A 22,100-nucleotide genomic window follows, 5' to 3' on the forward strand; every position below is an offset into this window, starting at 1 on the left:
CGTCCGGGGCCCTCGCGCGTACGTCTCGTACGCCGGGTCAGCTGCCGACGAAGGCCGCCAGCAGCAGCCAGACCACCGGGGCGGTCGGCAGGAGCGAGTCCAGCCGGTCCATGATGCCGCCGTGACCGGGCAGCAGCGTGCCCATGTCCTTGATCCCGAGGTCGCGCTTGATCATCGACTCGCCCAGGTCGCCCAGGGTCGCGGTGACCGCCGCGCAGCCGCCCAGGATCAGGCCCTGCCACCAGCTGCCGCCGTCGATGATCAGCTCCATCAGCAGCGCGCCCGCCAGCATCGACAGGGCGATGCCGCCGGCCAGGCCCTCGCGGGTCTTGCCCGGGCTGATCGTCGGGGCCAACTTGTTCTTCCCGAACTTGTAGCCCACCGCGTAGGCGCCGGTGTCGCTGCAGATCGTCACGATCAGGAAGAGCACGATCCGCTGGGGGCCGTCGTCGGCCGCCAGCATCATCGCCACGAAGGTGGCCAGGAACGGCACGTAGAAGGCCGTGAACACGCCTGCTGTTATGTCCCGCAGGTAGTCCTCCGGCGGCTCGGCCATCCGCCAGACCATCACCGCCAGCCCGGTCAGCGCGAGCGAGGCGGCGGCCCACTGGATGCCGGACCAGTAGCCGGTGGCGACCATGGCGATGCCGCCCACGACCAGCGGGACCAGCGGCGCCTTGATCTGCTTGCGCTCGGCGAGCCGGCTGGTCAGCTCCCACACGCCGACCGCGACCGCGGCCATCACGACGACCAGGAACAGTGCCTTCACCACGAACAGCGAGGCGACGATCACCGCACCGAGGCCGACGCCCACGCCTATGGCGGCCTGGAGGTTACGGCCACCGCGCTGCTTGCGCGGCTGCGGCTGCGGGGCGGGCTGGGCGGCCACGGGTGTCTCCTGCCCTGGGTGGGACGACGGCACGAAGTGGGGCTGCCCGGCCGCCAGGTGGTTCGCCGGCGGCACGGGATGCACCGGTGCCCCCGGGTGCGACGGGGTGCCGTGACCGGGGGCGGGTGTGGTGTCGCCGGATATCGCGCGGAGCACGACCGTCTCCGTCACACCCGGCGGCGCCGGCACGGGCTGCTCCTCCCGGAACAGCGGACCGCCCAGTCGGCCGGACTCCCGGGCCTGCCCCTCGACGGGGCCGGCCGGTCCACCGATGACGGGCCGTCCGTGGGCCGCGGGCCGTCCGGAGGCGGGCGCCCGACCGGGGTCGGGCGTGCCGGGCAGCACGCCGGGCCCGGCCGGCACGGGAGGCATGACCTGAGTCTCCTCCGCGTCGCCGCCCCAGTACACCGGAGGCTGCTGCGACTGATCCGGACGGAGGCCCGGCGCCTCCCGGGTGACGCCCGGCGCACCCGGGGGCACGGCGTGGCCGCCCGGGTGGCCGGGGTGTCCCTGGGCCGGCGCCGACTGCGCGCCGTACCCCGGCGCCGGGTGGGCCGGGATACGGGCCGCCTGCGGGTGCGGCGCCGGGCGGTAGGGCTGGAACTGCTGGTCGGACGGGCCCCAGTAGCCGGGGGCGTCAGGGGCGTCGTTCATCAGACCTCGAGCAGCTCGGCTTCCTTGTGCTTCAGCAGCTCGTCGACCTGGGCCACGTACTTGGCCGTGAGGTCGTCGAGCTCCTTCTCGGCGCGGCGGCCGTCGTCCTCGCCGACCTCGCCGTCCTTCACCAGCTTGTCGATGGCGTCCTTGGCCTTGCGGCGCACCGAACGGATCGAGACCTTGGCGTCCTCGCCCTTGGTACGGGCGATCTTGATGAACTCCCGGCGGCGCTCCTCGGTCAGCTCGGGCAGCACCACGCGGATGATCGAGCCGTCGTTGGACGGGTTGACGCCCAGGTCGGAGTCGCGGATCGCCTGCTCGATGGCCTTCAGCGCGGTCTTGTCGAACGGCGAGACGACCGCCATCCGCGGCTCCGGCACCGAGAAGGAGGCCAGCTGGTTGATCGGCGTCACGGCGCCGTAGTACTCCGCGACGATCTTGGCGAACATCGCCGGGTGCGCGCGGCCGGTGCGGATGGCCGCGAGGTCGTCCTTGGCGACGCTGACGGCCTTCTCCATCTTCTCCTCGGCCTCGAGGAGGGTCTCTTCGATCACTGTGGTCTCCCTGTCCGGTTCATCTGCTGTTGTCCCGACCGGTGTCGGCGCGGTGGCCGGTCGCGGCACCGGCGCCGTCCCGTACGGCTGGTTGCTGCTCAGGCCCGGACAGAATCCTGGCTGATGAGTGTGCCGATCTTCTCACTCTTCACCGCACGCGCGATATTGCCCTCCGCCAGCAGTTCGAAGACCAGCATCGGAAGGTTGTTGTCCTTGCACAGCGTGATCGCGGTGAGGTCGGCGACCTTGAGGTCGCGCGCGATGACCTCGGAGTACTCCAGCGCGTCGAACTTGACCGCGTCCGGGTTGGTCCGCGGGTCGGAGTCGTAGACGCCGTCCACGCCGTTCTTGCCCATCAGCAGGACGTCGGCGTGGATCTCCAGGGCGCGCTGGACGGCCGTGGTGTCGGTGGAGAAGTACGGCATGCCCATACCGGCACCGAAGATCACCACGCGGCCCTTCTCCAGGTGCCGGACGGCCCGCAGCGGCAGGTACGGCTCGGCGACCTGGCCCATGGTGATGGCGGTCTGGACCCGGGTCTCGATGCCCTCCTTGACCAGGAAGTCCTGCAGCGCCAGGCAGTTCATGACGGTGCCGAGCATGCCCATGTAGTCGGAGCGGGCCCGGTCCATGCCGCGGACCTGGAGCTCGGCGCCCCGGAAGAAGTTGCCGCCGCCGATGACCACCGCGACCTCGGTACCGGCGCGGACGACGGTGGCGATCTCCCGGGCGATCGCGTGCACGACGTCCGGGTCGACGCCGAGCCCGCCACCACCGGCGAAGGCTTCACCGGACAGCTTGAGCAGCACCCGGCGGCGCGAGCCGGCCGTGGGGTCCTGCGCGGTCTCCTGCGTCTCCTGCATGGACTTCTCCTTTTTGCACCTACTGGTCACAGGCGCGGGTGTGCGGATGCCCCGCCTGCGTGTACACGCGAGGAGGCCACTGCCGCGGGAACCGGTTCGGTGTCCTGCACGGCAATGGCCTCCTCGTCGTTCATGGTGCCGACGCGAGCCCGCCCGTTGGCGGTAGGCGCGGGGTGAGCCCGTTCGGCGTTCCTCCCGCCCCGGTCAGCGGGCGGGGGCGGTTCCCAGCGTAAGGGCGCCGGGGACCAGGTGGAACGTGGCTCAGGCGCCGACGCGGAAGCGGGCGAAGCGCTTGAGGGCGACGCCGTTCTCCTCGAGAACCTTGGCGACGGTCTTCTTGTTGTCCTTCGCGAAGGCCTGCTCCAGGACGGAGTTCTCCTTCACGAAGCCGGTGACGCGACCCTCGACGATCTTCGGCAGGGCGGCCTCCGGCTTGCCCTCCTCGCGGGCGGTGGCCTCGGCGACGCGGCGCTCGTTCTCGAGCTCCTCGGCCGGGATCTCCTCGCGGGACAGGTACTTCGGCGCGAAGGCGGCGATGTGCTGCGCGACGTCCTTGGCGACCTCGGCGTTCTCCTTGTCCAGCTCGACCAGGACGCCGACGGCCGGCGGCAGGTCGGGGCTGGTCTTGTGCAGGTAGACCGCGACGAAGCCGTCACCGTCGAACTGGGCGAAGCGACGGAAGACGATCTTCTCGCCCAGCGACGCGTTGGCCTCGTCCACGAACTGCTGGACGGTCTTGCCGGCCTCGATCTCGGAAGCCAGGGCGGCGTCCAGGTCGGCCGGGGCCGACTTGGCGACGTGGGCGGCGATCGCGTCGGCGACCTCGACGAACTTCTCGCCCTTGGCGACGAAGTCGGTCTCGCAGTTCAGCTCGACCAGGACGCCGGACTTCTTGTCCTCGGCGATCAGCGCGGCGACGGCGCCGTTGGAGGCGTCGCGACCCTCGCGCTTGGCAACGCCCTTCTGGCCCTTGATGCGCAGGAGCTCGACGGCCTTCTCGACGTTGCCCTCGGCCTCGTCCAGGGCCTTCTTGCAGTCCATCATGCCGGCGCCGGTGAGCTCACGGAGCTTCTTGACGTCCGCGGCGGTGAAGTTCGCCATGGTGTGAATCTCTTCTCGCGTCTCGCGTGTCTGCGTGGAGTGGCACCGGGACCGGTGGTTCGGTCCCGGCGCGGGAGAGAGGGGCACCCGCCGGCTTCGCACCGGCGGCTGCCCCTCACCCTTGGTACGTCAGGCCTGCTCGGCCGGCGCCTCGGTGGCGGGGGCCTCGGTGGCGGGGGCCTCGGTGGCGGGAGCCTCGGCGGCCGGAGCCTCCTCAGCCTTCTTCTCGCCCTCGAGAAGGTCCTTCTCCCAGGCGGCCAGCGGCTGGTCGGCACCCGGCTCGGCCTTGGCGTCGCCCTTGGCGACACCGGCGCGGGACTTCAGGCCCTCGGCCACGGCGTCGGCGATCACACGGGTCAGCAGGGTGACGGAGCGGATCGCGTCGTCGTTGCCCGGGATCTTGTAGTCGACCTCGTCCGGGTCACAGTTGGTGTCGAGGATGGCGACGACCGGGATGTTGAGCTTCCGGGCCTCGCCGACCGCGATGTGCTCCTTCTTGGTGTCCACGATCCAGACGGCGCTGGGAACGCGCTGCATGTCGCGGATACCGCCGAGGGTCTTCTCCAGCTTGTCGTGCTCGCGCTGGAGGACCAGGAGCTCCTTCTTGGTGAGGCCGGAGCCGGCCACGTCCGAGAAGTCCAGCTCGCCGAGCTCCTTCAGGCGCTGGAGGCGCTTGTAGACGGTCGAGAAGTTGGTCAGCATGCCGCCGAGCCAGCGCTGGTTCACGTAGGGCATGCCCACGCGGGTGGCCTGCTCGGCGATGGCCTCCTGGGCCTGCTTCTTCGTGCCGACGAAGAGGACGCTGCCGCCGTGGGCAACGGTCTCCTTGATGAACTCGAAGGCGCGGTCGATGTAGTTCAGCGACTGCAGGAGGTCGATGATGTAGATGCCGTTGCGCTCGGTGATGATGAAGCGCTTCATCTTCGGGTTCCAGCGGCGGGTCTGGTGACCGAAGTGGACGCCGCTCTCCAGCAGCTCCCGCATCGTGACGACGGCCATTGCCGTGCTCCTTGGTGTTACGGCCCGGCGGCGGCACTGCCTCGCAGCGATCGCCCACAGCCGGGTCAGGCTCGGTTTGTCCGTGGCGGCCAGGTGACAGCCACGCCTGACGCCCCGAACGTGCCGAGCCGCTTCTGCCCTCCCAACCCTGGGGCCGGTCGGGCTCGGCGGACCGAGCGGCACTCGCACCTGGCGGGGCTGCGGACGAACCGCGTCCGACCGCCGGTGGCGGGGCGTGCGAAGTCGACCCGGCGGACCGGGTCGCGTGTGAAGTGTACGGGAAGCGCCGAGGGACGAGCGACTCCACGCGTGGCCGGGGGCCCGCCGAGGACCTGGGGGAAGCCCGGGGAACGGCCGGGGTGGGCGGGTTCCGGTGGGGCTGCGGCGGGGTCGGGGCGGGGGCGCTGGGCGCAGCCTGGGGTGGGCGCGGGTGTGGGCTCCGGAGTGGACGCGGGCTGGTCGGCCGCCCGCCCGAGGTCCGTCGCCGATATGCCGTTTGTACACCGGATGGCGGCGTCCGTACACCCGCCGGAGGGACGGCGCTCGGGCGCACGGGCGGTTTGTCCACAGGAATCCGGATGTGGGTGGTGCGGGGGCTACGGGGTGGTGAGGCTGCGGGCATGACTGGTCATGGGTGGTTCGTCGGGGTGACCGCGGTGATCGGGGTGGTTCGGGGCCTGCGAGGGGTGCTGTCCGCGGTGGTGGCGGTGGTGCTCGTCCTCGTGCCCGTGCTGTCGGGGACTGCGGATGCCTTGGATGCCTCAGGAGCCTCGGAGACCTCAGGGGCCTCGGGAACCTCAGGGGCCTCAGGGGCTGCGGGAGATGCCGGCGCGGCCGGTGTCCCGGGCTCGGTTGGCGGGGTCGGGCGGGGTGGTGTTGAGCGGGCCTGGCCGGTGGGCGGGCCGGGCGGGCTGCTGGGCAGGTTCGAGCCGCCGGCGAAGGTCTGGGCCGCCGGGCACCGGGGGGTGGACCTCGCCGGCCTACCGGGGACGGAGGTGCGGGCGGCGGCTCCTGGAGTGGTCACGTTCTCCGGGCCGGTGGCCGGGCGGCCGGTGGTGACCGTCTCCCACCCCGGCTCGGGCTCTCCCCCACTCCGGACCACCTACCTGCCCGTCACCGGCACTGTCCCGGTCGGCACCCCGGTGGCCGCCGGGCAGGTGATCGGGCTGCTCGCCCCGGACGGACGGCACTGTGCCGGGCGCGACTGCCTGCACTGGGGGCTGCTGCGCGGAAGCCGCTACCTGGACCCACTGGCCCTGTTCGGCGCGGGCACGGCACGGCTGCTGCCGTTGGACGGCGGTGGCGGGTAGGGCGCACCGTCGCGCGCCAGTCGGCGGCAAGCCGGGCCGGGGCAGCGCCGGATCCAGCGCCGGATCCAGGACCGGGCCGAGGCCGGGCCCGGGCCTGGGCAGGGCCGGGGCCCGGCTCAGGGACGGACGAGCCCGTGCAGCACCATCGCGACGGCGGCGTCGGCGATCCCCTCGGGACTCTCGGTCGCACAGCCGGCGCGACCCCCGGCCGCGGCCTGCTCGGCCCTGCGGGTCGCCGCCTCCACGACGCCCTGGACCAGGGCTGCGGCGAGCCGGGGCTGCTCGTGGCCGAGGTCCTCCAATGTCCGGCCGACCAGACCGGCCAGCCTGCCGTGCGCTGCCCTGATCCGCTCACGCGCGGCCTCGTCGAGTTCCAGCGTCGAGATCGCCACCACCGCGCGGTGCCGGGGGTCGGCGGCCAGCGCCAGCTGGCCTCGGACGTAGGCCTCGATCCGCTCGACGGCGGTGTCGCAGCTCTCCATCCCGGCCTCGATCTCGGCCGCCCAGAGCGGGAGGTCCACCTCGCAGAGCGCCTCGACCACGGCGGCGCGGGAGCGGAAGTACTCGTAGACCGAGGAGCGCGCCAGCCCGGTGCACGCCGCGAGCGCGGGGAAGGTCAGGGCCTCCATGCCACCCTCGGTGAGCAGGGTGCGGGCAGCATCGAGGAGGGCTGCACGCTGGAGCTGGCGATGCTCGGCCACCGTGGCCGCTCGGATCTTCGGCACGCTCCCACTGTACGGAGCCCTACCTCCGGCCGGTACGGCGCCGCGCATCGCGAGGAGGCGCAGGCCCGACGACCGGTTACTGCCGGCTGGGGTGCGGCGCCCGGCTACCGACGCCCTATCGGATGTCCGACAGCTTGGCGCGCAGCTGGAGGACGGACTTGGTGTGGATCTGGCTCACCCGGCTCTCCGTCACCCCCAGCACCTGTCCGATCTCGGCGAGGGTGAGTCCCTCGTAGTAGTAGAGCGTCACCACCGTCTTCTCCCGCTCGGGGAGGGTGTTGACCGCCTGGGCCAGCAGCCTGCGCAGTTCTCGGTCCTCGGCCACCTCGACCGGGTTGTCCGCGCCGTGGTCCTCCAGGGTGTCCATCAGGCTCAGCCGGTCGCCGCCCTCCCCCACCGGGTGGAGCAGTTCGTCCAGCGCCACCACGTTGGCCAGCGACAGCTGGCTGAAGATGGCGTGCAGGTCCTCGATCGCGATGCCCATCTCGGCCGCGACCTCGGGCTCGTGCGGCGTCCGGCGCAGCCTGGCCTCCAGCGTCGCGTACGTCCGCTCGACCGCCTTCGCCTTCTGCCGCACCGAGCGCGGGATCCAGTCCAGGGCACGCAGCTCGTCGATGATCGCACCGCGGATGCGGCTGATCGCGTAGGTCTCGAACTTGATGGCGCGGTCGATGTCGAACTTCTCGATCGCGTCGATCAGCCCGAAGACCCCCGAGGAGACGAAGTCCGCCTGTTCGACGTTGGAGGGCAGACCGACCCCGACCCGGCCCGCCACGTACTTGACGAGCGGTGAGTAGTGCAGGATCAGCTGCTCGCGCAGTCGCTGGTCCCCGGTCTCCTTGTAGGAGCGCCAGAGCTCTTCGAGCGCGGTGCGGCCCTGGGCCGCGGCCTCCCGGGCGTCCCGCCCCCGATCGCCGTCCGCCGCCCTCTCCCGGCGGGGCGGGGACACCGGCGAGGCGAACGGCCGGGAGGCGACGCCCCGGGCCGGCGCACCGCCGGGCGGCCGGGGCGCGCCGGCCGCGACCGCACCGGGGGGTGCACCGGCGGGTGCACCGACGGGGCCGGTCGCGTCAGTGCCCTGGGTCGGCTCTGCGTCCCGGGCCGCATCCGCAGGCTGGGGCACCACCGTCGGCTGGCCACCCTGGCGCGACAGGCCTCCCATCGTCCCCGCCGCCTTGGCCGGGAAGTCGGGCGCGGGGCGCCGGTCGGCCCGCGGCCCTCCCGAGGACCGAGCGCCACCGGTCACTCTGTGTCCGGGAATGTGTGTGGGCATGCGTTGGTCTGCGCCGTTCTGCCGAGTCATGTGCTGATAGGGAAGGCATGTGGAGCGTAGCGTGACCGACTCGCTGCAAAACGCTACCGCCACCCGGTCGTCCCCCGATCCGGTGGCGCTCGCACACAAGACCGGCAGGCGAACAGGAGAACCGGATCGGCGGGTCGGCCGGGCGGTTCCGACCTGCGCTCCCTCGGCGCGAATGCGTTCTCCGTCCCGACGCTCACCTCCTCCGCACCACGCGCCAGTGCGCGCCGTGCCGCTCCACGTAGCCGAGTGATCCCAACTCGTAGAGCCGTTGCAGGACCTCGTCCGGTGGGAGCCCGGACTGCCGGGCCAGGCGCTCGACCGGTGCGCCCTCCGCCGTCGCCGGTACGGCCTCCAGCACCCGGGCTACCGCCGGTTCCAGCAGGTCGCGCGGGAGCACCGGGCCGCTGCGCGGCGGCGCCAGGTCGTCCCCGATCGCCCCGATCAGCTCGGTGATCTCGGCCGCGTCGGTGACCAGGGTGGCACCCCCGCTGCGGATCAGGGCGTGCACCCCGGCGGAGAGCTCCGACGTGACCGGGCCTGCGACGCCCATGGTGTGGCGGTTGAGGTCCCGCGCCCGTCTGGCCGTACTCAGGGCGCCGCTGCGCACCGCCGCCTCGACCACCACCGTTCCCCGGGTAAGCGCCGCGATGACCCGGTTGCGGAGGACGAAGCGGAAGCGGTTCGGGTGCTCCCCGGGCGGGAGTTCGCTGACCAACAGACCCTGGACGCCGATCCGTCGGATCAGTTCGGCGTTGCCCTTGGGGTAGGCCACGTCGACGCCGCAGGCGAGCACGGCTGCGGTCATCCCGCCGACCGCGAGTGCCCCGCGGTGCGCGGCCGCGTCGATCCCGTAGGCGGCTCCGGAGATCACCACCCAGCCGCGCTCGGCCAGTTGGGCCGACAGCTCCCCCGCGACATGGGCGCCGTAGGCCGTGCAGGCGCGGGAGCCCACCATCGCGACCGAACGGAGCGCGAGCAGCCGCAGGGAGCCGGTGCCCGTCACCCAGAGCCCGATCGGACGCCCGTCACCGAGGTCGTCGAGTTGGCTGGGCCATTCCGTGTCCCCCGGAATGATGAACCGTCCGCCGACGTCCCGTACCCGTTTCAGGTCCATCTGCGGGTCCAGCCCCGACAGCCGCGCCTGGTACCCGGCCAGTCGGGTGGAGTCCAGTCCGGGATGGTCGGGCACCGCTCCGTCCCGGATCGCCTTGACCACGTCGACGGCGGGGAGTTGGCCGAGCCACCGGCCGACCACCGCGTCTCCCGGTTCGCTGAGCCGACCGAGCGCCACCCGGGCGAGACGCTCGGGATCGGGCTCGGCGGAGGTTGCGGCACCGGCCCCGGCCTCGGCCGCTCCGGGAATTCGGGGTTGCCTCACCAACCGGTTCATGCCTCACCCTCCTGGTTCTGCGGATGCCCGTCAGGCGCCTCGGGCTTCCCGGGCCGGCCGTCTTCCGGGCTGCCGCGCTGCGCCGGGATTCCGCCGAGCCGGCCGAAGACCCGCTCGGTCAGAAGCAGTCCGTGCTCCTCGCCGGTGCGCAGGACCAGGGCGGTGCGCACGTCCCGCTGGTCCGGCCGGTCGCGTCCGGCGAGGTCGGCGACCGTCCAGGCGACCCGGAGCACCCGGTCCAGGCCCCGGGCGGTCAGCAGCCCCCGTTCCAACTGCCGCGCGGCGTCGTTGAGCGCGCCGGCCGCGAGCTGCCAGCGAGTGCGCAGTTCGTGGCCCGGCACCTCCGCGTTGGTCCGCCACGGGGTGTCCGCCAGCCGGGCCGCCGCCCGCTCCCGCGCGGCCAGCACCCGGGCCGCGACGGTCTCGGTGGTCTCCGCCGTGGTGTCCCGCTCCATGAGCTCGACCCTGGTCACCGGGGCCACCTGGACCTGGAGGTCGACCCGGTCCAGCAGTGGCCCGGAGAGCCGCCCCTGGTAGCGGCTGACCATGGCCGGGGTGCACTCGCAGCCTTCGCCCCGCCGCGAGTACCGGCCGCACGGACAGGGGTTGGCCGCCAGACAGAGCAGGAAGCGGGCGGGGAGCCGCAGCGATCCGGCCGAACGGGCGATCACCACCTCGCCCGACTCCAGCGGCTGGCGCAGCGCGTCGAGCACCCGGACCGGGAACTCCGGTGCCTCGTCCAGGAAGAGCACGCCCCGGTGGGCCAGCGAGACCGCCCCCGGTCTCGGCAGACCGCTGCCGCCGCCGACGATCGCGGGCATCGTCGTGGAGTGGTGCGGGGCACAGTAGGGGGCGGTGTCGATCAGTGGACGCCCGGCCGGGAGCAGTCCGGCCACCGAGTGGACGGCAGTGACCTCCAGTGCCTCCTTCTGGGTCAGCGGCGGGAGCAGCGCGGGCAACCGCTCCGCCAGCATCGTCTTGCCCGCACCCGGCGGGCCCTTCAGGTAGAGGTGGTGTCCTCCGGCCGCGGCGATCTCCAGGGCCCGCCGGGCCTCGTACTGGCCGGCCACGTCGGCCATGTCGAGCCGGGCCGCCTTGTCGTCGGGCAGGCCCCGCACGCCCGCACAGGGCAGCATCAGGCCGGCCATCAGCGGATCCGGCCGACCGCCGATCGGGTCCGGCGGCTCCTCCGGTGCCGCCGCCCCGGTCAGGCCGGCGACGAGCTGGCGCAGGCTGCGGACGCCGATCACCGTCACCCCGGGGACGAGCGAGGCCTCGGGCGCGGTCTGCTCGGCGACCACAACCCGCTCGTACCCGGCGTCCGCGGCGGCCAGCACCGACGGCAGCACCCCTCTGACCGGCCGCACCCGGCCGTCCAGCCCCAGCTCGCCGATGATCAGCAGGTCGGCGATGGCGGAGGGGTCGAGGCGTTCGGCGGCGGCCAGCACGGCGCAGGCCACCGCGAGGTCGAAACCGCTGCCGCTCTTGGGCACCGAGGCGGGGCTGAGGCCGACCGTCAGTTTGCGCTGCGGCCAGGCCTCGCCGCTGTTCACGACCGCGGCACGGACCCGGTCGCGGGCTTCGGTGAGCGCCTTGTCGGGCAGGCCGACCAGGGTGAACGCGGCCACCCCGGGCTCCAGATCGGCCTGGACCTCGACGATCACTCCGTCGACACCGACCAGCGCGACGGAACAGGTGCGGGCGAAGGCCATCTCAGACCACCCCCCGCAGGTGATCGACCAGGGCTGCACCCCGCACCCGGTTGACCACTGCGACCAGGTCGATCCGCACCCCGCCCGGCGGGGCGGGCGGCCATTGCGGATCGGTGGGCCCCGGGTCGTAGTCAGGGCCGGCCAGTCGGGCGAAGTGACCGGGCCAGCGCTCGGCCATCCAGCGCTCGGCCAGGCGTTGCAGCCGGGCGGCCTTGGTCCGGTCGATGGCCTCGGTGGGCTGCTGGAAACCCCGCTCGGAGCGGGTCTTCACCTCGCAGACCGCCACGGTGTCGCCGACTGGTGAAGAGGCAGTGTTTCAACCTTGCGCTATTCCCTCGTTCTGGGCCGATTCACCCTGCCGTCTTCTGGCAGTGAACCGGCCCAGAACGAGCGGTCAGTCCTCCCGACGGTTCGACCGCAGGTGGTCCGCAGTCGCGATCACCACGCTGGCCAACGGCGCGGAGATCAGTGCGACAAGAAGTTGCGCCCGCTCCAATGGCGCCCAGAAGATCATCGCGATCAACCCGGCGAAGCCGATTAGGACAGCGAACGCAAACGCGAGGCGCCAGCGACGTCGGGCAGGATTGGGTTGGGAGTGTGATCCGCTCACGGGTCTCCTCTCTCGCAGCGTCGGTTCTCCCTGGGCCTTGAGAACTCGGGAGGGCCGGCGCTGTTCGGCGCCCGACCGGTCGGCCGGGCATCGCAGGAAGCCGTAGAAGGCGGCGCCTGCTCTGAATCCAGCATGAGGTGTCGCTGGCGCCGTTGTTACACAGAGTCAACAGGTGTGCTTTATGGCCGCGTTGAGTAGCAACTGGCAGAAACGTGTCCTCCCTGGGCTTGGTGTGTCTTCACGTGTCTTGCCTAGACTCAGACCCTCGGACAACTGGGAGGGAACCCGTGGGTCGAGTCATTCGGATGCCGTCGGAGGATGCCCTGCCGCCAGGACCAAGACGAGCGTTCGTGGCGGAGCTGTTCTTCCACTACGAGGAGGCCGGTCGCCCGACTCTGTTGGAGATCGCCGAGGACCTCGCGCGGCGGGACAATTTGCCGGGCATGGCAAGCAGGGAGACCATTCGCCGGATGCTCAAGGGCGAGACGGTGCCGATGCGCTGGAGCACGGTGGCAGCTGTGCTCATCCTCTTCAGCGAGCGCTCGGGCCTTAACCCTTCAGGAGTTCGCTCCAGGACCGGGTGGGGCAACCAGACTGTCACTTACGGGGAAGCGCTGCGGAAGCTGTGGAACGCTGCCCTCTCGGACAACGAGAACGGACCGGTGTTCGGCCCTCCTGGAGGGGTGCCGTACACGTCAGAACCTCCGTTCTGACCTGGACGACTCGCTCACCTGGTGCCTTTGGGGTGTGCTTACTCCGTGTCCTCGTGGCCGGCCGCAAGGTAATCGGCCCAGCTGTCCTGTGCGTACTGGGCCCAGGCGTAGGCGGTGGTCGGGTGGATGCCGAACAGGTCGCTGATGACGATGGGTGGGAGGTCGGCCACTGCTTCGATCATGGCGGTGTTGCGTGCGCTGATCACCGCGAGGCCGTGTTGCTTCATGAGCGTCTGGAGCCGCCCCGCGCTGATCGGTCGGCTGGCGAATTGTCCGGGAAATAGGAAGCCGCCGTCGTCTTGCTTCGGCCGGGCCATGTGGGCCGTTGTCGGTCGCGCGGCCTGCTCATCGATGAGTCGAGCCAGTTTCGGCGGCAGCAGTACGGGGTTGCGGTCGATGGTGATGTAGGAGGCGTCCCCATCGTGGTGGAACCTGTCGGTGGTCAGTTCGACGATTCGGACGGTCGGGAGAGCGTAGAGCCCAGTCAGGGCGCCCGCGATCCGGGCCTCGATCGGGAGTTCTCCGTCGTTGAGGCAGCGCTTCAGCTGGTCGTGGTGTTCCTGGTCGCCGAGGAATCGGTAGGGCGAGCCGGACCGCCGCGCGGGGATGGTGAGCTCTCCGGTGAGGCGGCGGGCGACGGCCCAGCGGATGAAGGAGCTGACCGGCCGGTGCTTGGTCGGATGGGTGACGAGCCAGAGGTCGAGGTCCTCCTGGGCGAGGGTGGCGAGGTCGCGTTGGTGCTCGTCGAGCCAGGTTAGGAACTTGATGGCGGTGCGGATCTCGTAGCGGTCGGTCGCAGCGGCGCCGGTGCGGTAGCGACCGCGGGCTGCCCGGCGTCGGGCGTCGCGGATGATGCCCCACTCGGCGAACGGGCGGATGATCCGGGCCTGGTGTGGTGGCAGCCCTTGGACAGCGACATCGGTCCAGATCTCCAGTTGCGCGAGGTATTCCTGGCGCTGAGGCAGGATGCCGGTGGCCACCAGGACCTCCCGGACGTAGCGGGTCGTCTTGTCCTGGGGCAGGACGTCCAGCGACGCGTGCGTGATCTCCGCGCGCTGGGAGACGAGTCCAGCCAGGATCTTTGATCCGGCACTGTGTCGCAGCCAGCTCACCACCGTCACCGGGTTGTCGACTGCGGCGAGCCCGTCGGCGAGGGGGCGGAGTGCCGGGTCGATGGTGCCGTCCTCCGCGCTGAGCAGGTCTCGGACGCGCTCGCTGGCGACACAGCGGGTGCAGGCCCCGTCCGCGAAGATGTCGCCGGGGAAGCCGCAGCGGCGGCAGGCAAAGGCGATATCCGTGCCGCAGCAGGGCCCGCAGAGGTCATTCCCGTCGTCGGCCTGGCCAACGAGGACCTGGTCGAGGTGGCAGCGCGAGCACGGTGCCGGATTGCGCTTGCGCCGCAGGTAGCAGGCATCGCAGACCGGGCCGATCGGCCAGTTGGCGCGTACTTTCTGCTGGCGTCCGCAGTCTCCGCAAGGCCGGCGGGGACGCGGCAGGCAGGTGCTGCAGTGGAAGGCGCCGTCCCGGTCGCTCACGTGGCTGCCGGGACGGCTGCGTCCGCAGACGGTGCACTCCCCAACAGGTCCGTGATAGCAGCCGCCGCAGAGGTCCGGTTGTCCGTCGGCGGCACGGATGGCGATGGGCCGGACCCTGCTGCAGCGGCCGCAGGGCCGGGGCGGGGAGTGGTAGCAGGACCTGCAGACTGGTCCGTCCTCGGTGCGGGAATGGACCGGTCGCAGGTTCCGGCAGCGGGAGCACTCCCGTTCGGGCCGCGAGGTGCATGCCTGGCAGTAGGCCGTGCCGTCATCGCCTCGGACCTTGGGGGGCTTGAGCTCCCCACAGCCGGCGCACTCCTTCGAGGACAGCACCGGATCAATGCGGTAGCAGGCCCGGCAGATCGCCCCTTCCTCGGTTCGCCGGGCGATGTGCCCGTCCTGGCCGCAGCGGGCGCATCGGCGCAGTTCGTTGACGGAGACGCACCAGTTGCAGCAGCGGCCCTGGGGGGTGGGGCGTGGAAGCGTGCGGTCGTTGCGGCCGCAGATCGCGCAGGCTGGCTGGGTGACGGCATCCCCGTAGCCCTCGGCTTCCAGCTGGCGCAGGAGCCTCACCAGGACGACCGGACAGTGAGGAGACGGGGCGGAGAGTGCGTCGGGCTTCTCGGAGAAGTGCTGGTCGAGTTGACGGGCCCCGCGCGGGCTCCATGCCCTTGCCTGTTCGAGGATGGCCTCGGCGACTTGCCTGCTCAAGGCCGGTATGTGCTCCCTGAGCTGTCCAACGAGGCCAGCCCTGAGGTCCGCGAGTTCCCGGTCCCGCTTGGCCTTTCGGCTGTGGTTCATGGCTTCCCTGGGCGCCGGACGACGGCTCGGCGCGGGGTGATGGGCGTCGGGTCGGTGTCGCCGCCGACCGCCTTGCGGATCTGGGTGTTGACGACCTCGGGCTTGATCAGGTCGTTCGGGGTGCACTGGAGGATGTCGCAGAGCGCCACGAGGGTGTCCATGCTCATGCGCTGGGGCGGCTGGGTCACCAGCCGGTAGACCTGTTCGCGCGAAAGGACGACCCCGCGCTCGGCCAGCAGCGGCACCAGGTCCGAGGTCTGAAACATCTCCCGCTCGGCCATCAGCTTCCGCAGCTGCCACTGGTAGCCCATCTTCTTGATCACGTCGTTACTCCCAGTCGTCACCGAGTCGGTTCTTCATCGATCGTTCCAGCAGCGCGTTGCGGTACTCGTTCGAGACCCCCATGTAGATCGCCGTGGTCGAGGCATGGGAGTGACCGACCTGTTCCTGAACGAACCGGGCCGGGTAGCCGAACTCGGTCAGGTGGGTGATGTAGCTGTGGCGGAGGCAGTGGAGGTCGAGGTCCTCATCGAGGCCGGCCGCCTCGCGGGCGGCGACGAAGGCGTCGTTGATCGACCGGGGCGACAGCCGTCCGATCCGCTCGGTCACCCAGAGCGCGGGGTGGCGTCCGGGTGAGAACTGCGGGCGTATCTCGGTCACCCACTGGTCCAGGACGTCGACGCACCAGTCCATCTCCGGAACGGTCAGCACCGTGCGCCGCTTGGGCGGCGACCCCTTCTGGGACTTGCCGTACCGGACCATGACACTGCCGCAGCCGCGGAACTGCGGGGCCTTGCGGTTGCGCCGGAAGTCGACCAGGTCGAGCTTCGAGGACTCGGTCCGGCGGGTCCCGTAGGCGTAGATCGTCTTGAGCACGGCGGCGTCCCGCAGAGCACACAGGGCGCCCTTACGACCCTGGCCGCGAATCTTGCCAGGGCGGGCGTCGGCGGCGTCGAACAGGGCCTGGATCTCGTCGTAGTCCAGCGGCCGACGGCGCGGGTCGCCCTCGTACTCGACGGTGTGGAGGACCGAGTTTCCCTCGTGGAAGACCTGCTGCGGCACCTCTCCGAACCGCTCTTCGCAGGCGTGCAGCCAGCCGTAGCGCGAGTCGAGGAGGTAATCCAGGAACAGGCCGATCGTCACCTCGTAGGTGCGGGCGGTCGACATCTGGATCGGCTTGCTGCCGCTTCGCAGGTGGGCGATGAACGCCTCTCCGTCGGCTGGCGTCCACTGCCAGGGGTACTGGCCGGTGAACTCCTCCAGCCGCTCGATCAGCCGGACCCGCGGGTCGATCGTCGAGGACTTGAGGAACCGAGCCGACTGCTGCCTGGCCCAGCCCTCCTTCATCGCGTCGAACACCGCCGGTGCGGGGTCGAGGTGGATGACGTTACGGGCCAGGACAAGGGATGCCGAGCCGGGTGCTTGCGAGCTCACCAGGCTGTTGTATCAGACGCAACAATGTTGAATCTCTGTGCTACCGTGCAGGTCAGAGCTTGATTGACTCGGCGGGCCCCTCCGGGGCCCGCCTCGTTGACCAGCCAAAACGGCCTTTCTGGCACCGCGCGGAATGTTGCATCTAATGCAATTCATCCTGTTTGTCGAGGGCGACGATGTCCAGCTCGCCCTCGACGCAGCGCCAGTTGCGGTCCAGGATGCGGAGCCCGGCCTCCGCGAGGCGGCGGGCGGCGACCCGCTCGCCGTAGCGGCCGAGCGCGTTCTTGGTGCTGCGGTCCGCGATCGCCCGCGGGGCGTTCCCGACTGCGGCCGTGTCCGGTACGGCCTGGTCCTGCACGACGGTGTGCTGCATGGTGACCACCTCCGCCGAGGAGGCTGCACCAATGCGCACGATGAGGCCCGGGAATTCCCGTTCCCTGTGGATAACCCGGACCTGTGGACAACTTTTGTCACCCGCAGGGGTGAGAAGCCCCGCTCCCGCGAAATTCGGCTGGACAACGCGGGACGGAGTCGTCCAACGTCAGTTCCCGAAGCCGGACTCGTCCGAGGGCAGCTCCAGATCGCTCTTCGCGAGTTCCTCGATGTTCACGTCCTTGAAGGTCAGCACCCGGACCTTACGGACGAACCGGGCCGGCCGGTACATGTCCCAGACCCACGCATCCGCCATCGACACCTCGAAGAACACCTCGCCCTGGACCGAGTGCACCTGCAACTCGTAGTCGTTGGTGAGGTAGAACCGTCGCTCGGTCTCGATCACGTACTTGAACAGGCCGACGACGTCCCGGTACTCCCGGTAGAGCTTGAGCTCCATCTCGGTCTCGTACTTCTCGAGATCTTCGGCACTCATCCAGGCGTCCCCTCAACTTGTCACGTCCACCCATTGTGGACCACCGCACCCACGGTCAGAGCCGCACCGGATCCACCGGCGGGCCCTCGGCCAGCAGCCGCTCCAGGAAGTCCGCCAGACCGACCGGATAGACCGTCTCGGCGGTCCCCCTCAGTTCCTCGACCGTCCACCAGTGCGCCGCGAGCAGTTGGGCGTGCTCGTCCGCGCCCATGCCCGAGTGGTCCAGCCCCGTCTCCGTGGTCCGGGCCAGGTGGAACCACTGCTCCTGCTCGTAGCGCTGTCCCTGAAAGGAGAACGACACCGTGCCGTACGCCACCAAGGGCCCCAGGTCCACACCTCGCAGGCCGGTCTCCTCGGCGAGCTCCCGCTCGGCGGCCTCACGCACGTCCTCCCTCGCCTCCAAGCCGCCCCCGGGCGTGAACCACCACGTCTTCCCCGGGGTGGCCGGGTCGGCCCCCAGGAAGAGGAGGATGCGGTCCAGCCCGTCCAGCAGCAGGATCCGCGCCGCCCTGCGACGCTGTGCTGTCATGGCAGCGCTCCACGCTCCTTCCGTTCGCATCGGTGGCGCTACCGATCCTGCCACCCGGCGCGGCCGTCCGGGGCGATGTTCGGCAGAGCGGGCCGCCGGGCGACGGTCCCGCTCAGGAGCTGCGCCGCCCCCGGAGCCGGCGTGCCAGGCCCGCCACCCCTCCCACCGCCGAGGTCACGAGGATCAGCGCCGCGCCCGCAACGGAGGCGTAGGCGAAGGGCCCCAGCGGTCCCGGCTGCGAGGCCCTCGGGCCCGCGAAGCCGTCGAAGTCCGTGACCCGGTCGAGCAGGCCCATCCGGCCGAAGGGCAGCACGGTGGCCTCGACCCTGGCCTCGACGGCGTCGGCCGGAACGGTCCCGCCGTCGACCTCCAGGTGGGTGCGGGAGTCGAGCGAGCCCACTCGGTTGTCACCGAGCAGGAACAGCCGCCCCTGCGGCACCGTCGCGCTGAACGAATCGCCCTGGCGGCCCTGGGTCGCGAGGTAGGGCTCGTCCACCGGCTGCCCGTTGACCGTCAGCCGGTGCTCGGTCCCGGTGGTGGCGACGGTGTCCCCGCCGACCGCGACCACCCGCTTGACCATGAGCTCGCCGCCCCAGGCCTGGTCCCGGAAGACCACCACGTCACCCCGCCCGATGTCGCCGCCCCCGACCTTGCGGGCGAGCACGGTGTCCCCGGCGCGCAGCGTCGGGTGCATCGAGGCGGTGGGGATCTTGTACGGCCGGTAGTCGACCGCGATCAGGGCGAAGCCTCCGACCATCAGCACCAGCCCGAGCGCCAGCGCGACGCCTTGCAACACCGCGGCGGGCCGACGGCGCGTACGGGCGGACACGGTCGGGCCCTCGGCCGTCTGCTCCACGACACTGCTCATCGACACCGTCCACCTCTGGCCGACCGGAGAACACCACTGGCACGCCGGAGGCACGGGCGGAAAAGCCGACGGGCCGTGGCACGTCCGAGCAGATTACTCGTCGGTACCACAGCCCGCGCAAGAGTCGGGGCCAACCCGGTGGAACACGATCCGGTGGACGTCAGGACTCCTTGCGGTGCTCCACCCGACTCCGCACCCGACGCACCAGGGGGAGCAGGGCGACGGCCCCCACCGCACCGGCCGCGGGGGGCGCCATCGGCGCGTCCACCGCCAGGCCCGGCTGGTCGAAGGTGTCCGGCACCGACAGCGTCGACCAGTGGCTGACCGGCCAGGCCACCACGAAGGCTCGCCCGATCACGTTGTCCACCGGGACGGTGCCGCCGCCCGGCTGGTCCATGTGGAAGCGGGAGTCCAGCGAGTTGGCGCGGTGGTCACCCATCACCCAGATGCGGTCCTTGGGCACCTCGACCGGTCCGAAGGGGTGGTCGCCGCAGGGGGTGTTGCCCTGGTAGACGTACGGCTCGTCGAGTGCGACGCCGTTGACCTTGACCGGCCCTTCACCCTCGCACTCGACGGTGTCCCCGCCGACCGCGATGACCCGTTTGATCAGGTCCTTCTCGTTGGCGGAGGGCATCAGCCCGACGAAGCTGAGCACGTCCTGCACGCCGCGGAGGAAGGAGTTGCTGCTCTGCGGGGTCGGCTCGTCGTTCAGCCAGCCGCCCGGGTCGTGGAACACCACGACCTCACCGCGCTCGGGCTCGGCCCCGAACCACGGGGTCAGCTTGTCCACCAGGACGCGGTCGCCGACCTGCAGCGTGTTCTGCATCGATTCCGACGGAATGGAGAACGCCTGGACGAAGAAGGTCTTGATCACCAGCGCGAGGATCAGCGCGATGCCGATCAGGATCGGCAGCTCCTTCCAGAAGGAGCGCTGCTTGGGCGACTGGGACGGAGCCTCCGACTCCGAGCCGGCCGCGGGCTCGGCGCCCGCGTGCGGGGAGTCCGGGGAGTCCTCCGGCCCGCCGCCGCCCTGCCCGCCGGCGGTCTGCGCCGCCGCGTCCTCGGCCGAGGCCGAGGAGGTCGCGGACTCGGCGGACCGGGCCGCCCGACGGCCCGGGCCCTCGGGCTCTCCGGCGCCTGAGCGGGCGCCGATCACCAAATCCCCCACAACGTCTCCTCCCTGCTGTGCGGACGCCCGCGCGCCCGCGCTCAGAGTGCCGCACAGCGGGCACCATGCTCACCACGACCATGAACGCCTCAGGGCTGCCCACCGCGGACTCCCCCGACACCGGCACGGCCTCGGCCCGCGGCCGGGACCACTCCCGGCCGCACCTGCACTTCTCTATCACTCCCAGGCATCCGGCTCGCGGTCCCACACGCGAGGCCCGTCCGGGCGGCGGCCGGAACGGCTCACTCCGGAGGCCGTCCGGACCGGTGAACGACGAGCGGAAGGACGCCCAACACACCCATAACGAGCGGAGGTTCCACAGGAACCGGCCCAACGCCCACCGGTTCCGCGGCACTTCCGCCGGCCTGCGGCATCCGGACGAGAGAGGAGAGTGAACGCGGCGCATCGAGTTGATGGAAGCGGTCCAGCGGCCAGGCGATCACGAACGCGCGACCGACCACGCCGCTCAGCGGGATCGTCCCCTGTCCCGGATTGCCCATGTGGAAACGGGAGTCGGCGGAGACGTCCCGGTGATCGCCCATGACCCACAGCCGCCCCTGCGGCACCTGGACCTTGAAGGTCTGTCGGGACGGCGGGTTGCCGGGCGCGAGGTAGGACTCCTCCACCGGACGGCCGTTGACGCTGAGGCGCCCCTGCTCGTCACAGCACTCGACGGTGTCCCCGCCGACGCCGATCACCCGCTTGATCAGGTCCTGCTCGTTCTCGGAGGGCAGCAGTCCGACGAAGGTCAGCACCTGCTTGGCCGCACCCAGCACGGGGCCGTCCTCGGACGGCTTGCGGTCGCGCTCCAGCCAGCCGCCCGGGTCCTTGAACACCACGATGTCGCCGCGCTGCGGCTCACTGCCGAACCAGGGGGTCAGCTTGTCCACCAGTACCCGGTCCCCGATCAGGATGGTCTGCTCCATCGAACCCGAGGGGATCACGAACACCTGGACCAGGAAGGTCTTCATCACCAGCGCCACCAGAAGGGCCACCAGGACGATCAGCGGCAGCTCGCGCACCAGCGAACGCTTGCGCCGACGGGCCGCCTTGCGGGCACTGCGACGGCGCTCGGCCCGGCCCCGCCCCGGCGGGGCCCCGGCCGGCCCACGGCCTGCCGCGCCGACCTCTCCCGGTCCTCCGGTCGCCGTTCCCCCGGCGGCCGGGCGGTCGGCGAGCCGCCCCCTACCCCTGGTCCCCATGACCACCCGCCCCCGCAGTCGCGGCGAAGGCCGCGGGCCGGTCCAGGCTGGTCCAGCGCGAGAACGGGTAGACCACCCAGTCCGCCCGGCCGATCACCTTCTCCTCGGGCACGAAGCCGCCACCGGGCTCGCCGAGGTGGTCGCGGGAGTCCCGGGAGGCGCTGCGGTGGTCGCCCATCACCCACAGCTCACCGGCCGGCACGACGACGTCGAAGGCCACGCTCGACGGGTCGTCGCCCGGAAACAGGTAGGAGGTCTCGTCGACCGGCACGCCGTTGACGGTGATCGGCGCGCCCGGGCCGGTGCTGGTCACCCGGTCCCCGCCGACGCCGATCACGCGCTTGACGTAGACGGTGTCCCCGGCCGGGGCCAGGCCGAGGTCCTGGGCGAACGAGCGCAGGCCGTCCCAGAAGCCCGACGGCTTCGCCGACTCCCGCAGGAAGGAGCCCGTCCCGTCGAAGACCACGACGTCGCCCCGCCGGGGGTGGCCGCCGAAGGCGTAGGCGAGCTGGTTCGCGACCAGCCGGTCGCCCGGGCGCAGGGTCTCCTCCATCGATCCGGAGGGCACCGAGAACGGACGCGCGACGAAGGCGTTCACCAGCAGCAGGGCCGTCAGGCAAATCGCGGCCAGGAGCAGCAGGTCCCGCGATCGCGAGTGCCCGGGCTCCTCGTCCTGGTCCGAGCCGTCGTCGCCGGAACCGCCGGCCCGCTCCGGTCCCTCCGCCCGCTCCAGGCCCTCGGCCGGTTCCAGAACCTCAGCCCGCTCCGGCCCCTCGGCCCGCTCCAGGCCCTCGGCGCCATCCGCCGCCGCGCCACCGGCGGCCTCACCGGAAACGACCGCGGACCGCGACAGCGAGTCCGCACCGGTG

Annotated in this window: 23 protein-coding genes; 2 read left to right on the top strand and 21 right to left on the bottom strand. The window is 71.4% G+C overall.

All coding sequences use genetic code 11. The features are described 5' to 3' along the window. Positions 1-37: 37 nt before the first annotated feature. The 5 genes from ACFU7Y_RS16545 to rpsB form a co-directional block, all read right to left on the bottom strand. Positions 38-1,261: a phosphatidate cytidylyltransferase gene (locus ACFU7Y_RS16545; protein WP_380768449.1), complete on the bottom strand. Its 1,224-nt coding sequence runs from the start codon at positions 1,259-1,261 to the stop codon at positions 38-40. Between the two features lie 281 nt (positions 1,262-1,542). Next, the gene (gene frr / locus ACFU7Y_RS16550; protein WP_224283672.1) at positions 1,543-2,100 is read right to left on the bottom strand and encodes a ribosome recycling factor; all 558 of its coding nucleotides are present in this window, start codon (positions 2,098-2,100) and stop codon (positions 1,543-1,545) included. A gap of 98 nt (positions 2,101-2,198) precedes the next feature. Further along, a complete protein-coding gene (gene pyrH, locus ACFU7Y_RS16555; RefSeq protein WP_224283673.1) occupies positions 2,199-2,963 on the bottom strand; it encodes a UMP kinase in 765 nt (254 codons plus the stop codon). Between the two features lie 261 nt (positions 2,964-3,224). Further along, the gene (tsf, locus tag ACFU7Y_RS16560; RefSeq protein WP_224283674.1) at positions 3,225-4,064 is read right to left on the bottom strand and encodes a translation elongation factor Ts; all 840 of its coding nucleotides are present in this window, start codon (positions 4,062-4,064) and stop codon (positions 3,225-3,227) included. A gap of 129 nt (positions 4,065-4,193) precedes the next feature. Further along, entirely contained in the window at positions 4,194-5,063 is an 870-nt protein-coding gene (gene rpsB, locus ACFU7Y_RS16565; protein ID WP_224283675.1) for a 30S ribosomal protein S2, read from the bottom strand. An 893-nt stretch (positions 5,064-5,956) separates the two neighbouring features. On the opposite strand from rpsB, the gene ACFU7Y_RS16570 reads away from it, so the two are divergent. Beyond that, the gene (locus ACFU7Y_RS16570; RefSeq protein WP_380768426.1) at positions 5,957-6,373 is read left to right on the top strand and encodes a murein hydrolase activator EnvC family protein; all 417 of its coding nucleotides are present in this window, start codon (positions 5,957-5,959) and stop codon (positions 6,371-6,373) included. 116 nt (positions 6,374-6,489) lie between these two features. Here ACFU7Y_RS16570 and ACFU7Y_RS16575 read toward each other — a convergent pair whose 3' ends face one another. From ACFU7Y_RS16575 to ACFU7Y_RS16600, 6 genes are all read right to left on the bottom strand, one after another. Beyond that, positions 6,490-7,074, bottom strand: coding sequence for a TetR/AcrR family transcriptional regulator (locus ACFU7Y_RS16575; protein WP_224283677.1), 585 nt, complete (start codon positions 7,072-7,074; stop codon positions 6,490-6,492). Positions 7,075-7,213: 139 nt separating this feature from the next. Continuing rightward, positions 7,214-8,047: an RNA polymerase sigma factor WhiG gene (whiG, locus tag ACFU7Y_RS16580; protein ID WP_224283678.1), complete on the bottom strand. Its 834-nt coding sequence runs from the start codon at positions 8,045-8,047 to the stop codon at positions 7,214-7,216. 547 nt (positions 8,048-8,594) lie between these two features. Next, complete coding sequence (gene dprA, locus ACFU7Y_RS16585; RefSeq protein WP_380768429.1) at positions 8,595-9,791, bottom strand: DNA-processing protein DprA; 1,197 nt, start codon at positions 9,789-9,791, stop codon at positions 8,595-8,597. After that, complete coding sequence (locus tag ACFU7Y_RS16590; protein WP_380768431.1) at positions 9,788-11,503, bottom strand: YifB family Mg chelatase-like AAA ATPase; 1,716 nt, start codon at positions 11,501-11,503, stop codon at positions 9,788-9,790. Before ACFU7Y_RS16590 ends, dprA begins: the two co-directional genes overlap by 4 nt. A 1-nt stretch (position 11,504) precedes the next feature. Then, positions 11,505-11,789 carry a YraN family protein gene (locus tag ACFU7Y_RS16595; protein WP_380768433.1) on the bottom strand — a complete coding sequence of 95 codons (285 nt, stop codon included), beginning with the start codon at positions 11,787-11,789 and terminating at the stop codon, positions 11,505-11,507. Positions 11,790-11,897: 108 nt separating this feature from the next. Further along, positions 11,898-12,113 (bottom strand): hypothetical protein, encoded by a 216-nt coding sequence (locus tag ACFU7Y_RS16600; protein ID WP_380768435.1) that lies wholly within the window; start codon positions 12,111-12,113, stop codon positions 11,898-11,900. A 350-nt stretch (positions 12,114-12,463) separates the two neighbouring features. Here ACFU7Y_RS16600 and ACFU7Y_RS16605 point away from each other — a divergent pair, with 350 nt between their 5' ends. Continuing rightward, the gene (locus tag ACFU7Y_RS16605; RefSeq protein ID WP_380768436.1) at positions 12,464-12,826 is read left to right on the top strand and encodes a hypothetical protein; all 363 of its coding nucleotides are present in this window, start codon (positions 12,464-12,466) and stop codon (positions 12,824-12,826) included. A 38-nt stretch (positions 12,827-12,864) separates the two neighbouring features. Here ACFU7Y_RS16605 and ACFU7Y_RS16610 read toward each other — a convergent pair whose 3' ends face one another. The 10 genes from ACFU7Y_RS16610 to lepB (ACFU7Y_RS16655) all read right to left on the bottom strand — a co-directional run. Next, positions 12,865-14,361, bottom strand: coding sequence for a hypothetical protein (locus ACFU7Y_RS16610; RefSeq protein WP_380768438.1), 1,497 nt, complete (start codon positions 14,359-14,361; stop codon positions 12,865-12,867). A 797-nt stretch (positions 14,362-15,158) separates the two neighbouring features. Next, positions 15,159-15,485, bottom strand: coding sequence for a helix-turn-helix domain-containing protein (locus ACFU7Y_RS16615; RefSeq protein ID WP_380768451.1), 327 nt, complete (start codon positions 15,483-15,485; stop codon positions 15,159-15,161). Positions 15,486-15,489: 4 nt separating this feature from the next. After that, the gene (locus ACFU7Y_RS16620; RefSeq protein ID WP_380768452.1) at positions 15,490-16,509 is read right to left on the bottom strand and encodes a tyrosine-type recombinase/integrase; all 1,020 of its coding nucleotides are present in this window, start codon (positions 16,507-16,509) and stop codon (positions 15,490-15,492) included. 229 nt (positions 16,510-16,738) lie between these two features. After that, positions 16,739-16,969 carry a YraN family protein gene (locus tag ACFU7Y_RS16625; protein WP_380768439.1) on the bottom strand — a complete coding sequence of 77 codons (231 nt, stop codon included), beginning with the start codon at positions 16,967-16,969 and terminating at the stop codon, positions 16,739-16,741. Positions 16,970-17,137: 168 nt separating this feature from the next. After that, positions 17,138-17,464 carry a DUF2469 domain-containing protein gene (locus ACFU7Y_RS16630; protein ID WP_030056781.1) on the bottom strand — a complete coding sequence of 109 codons (327 nt, stop codon included), beginning with the start codon at positions 17,462-17,464 and terminating at the stop codon, positions 17,138-17,140. Between the two features lie 55 nt (positions 17,465-17,519). Continuing rightward, entirely contained in the window at positions 17,520-17,993 is a 474-nt protein-coding gene (locus ACFU7Y_RS16635; protein WP_380768441.1) for an NUDIX hydrolase, read from the bottom strand. A 112-nt stretch (positions 17,994-18,105) separates the two neighbouring features. Beyond that, positions 18,106-18,861, bottom strand: a complete 756-nt coding sequence (gene lepB, locus ACFU7Y_RS16640) for a signal peptidase I (protein WP_224283613.1) — start codon at positions 18,859-18,861, stop codon at positions 18,106-18,108. Positions 18,862-19,021: 160 nt separating this feature from the next. Next, the gene (gene lepB, locus ACFU7Y_RS16645) at positions 19,022-20,029 is read right to left on the bottom strand and encodes a signal peptidase I (RefSeq protein WP_380768443.1); all 1,008 of its coding nucleotides are present in this window, start codon (positions 20,027-20,029) and stop codon (positions 19,022-19,024) included. Positions 20,030-20,271: 242 nt separating this feature from the next. Continuing rightward, positions 20,272-21,051: a signal peptidase I gene (gene lepB, locus ACFU7Y_RS16650; RefSeq protein ID WP_380768445.1), complete on the bottom strand. Its 780-nt coding sequence runs from the start codon at positions 21,049-21,051 to the stop codon at positions 20,272-20,274. Between the two features lie 163 nt (positions 21,052-21,214). Beyond that, positions 21,215-22,100 (bottom strand): signal peptidase I (gene lepB, locus ACFU7Y_RS16655; protein WP_380768447.1); only part of this gene is annotated, 886 nt, incomplete at its 5' end.

The organism is Kitasatospora sp. NPDC057542, from assembly GCF_042801945.1.
Classification (GTDB): Bacteria; Actinomycetota; Actinomycetes; order Streptomycetales; family Streptomycetaceae; genus Kitasatospora.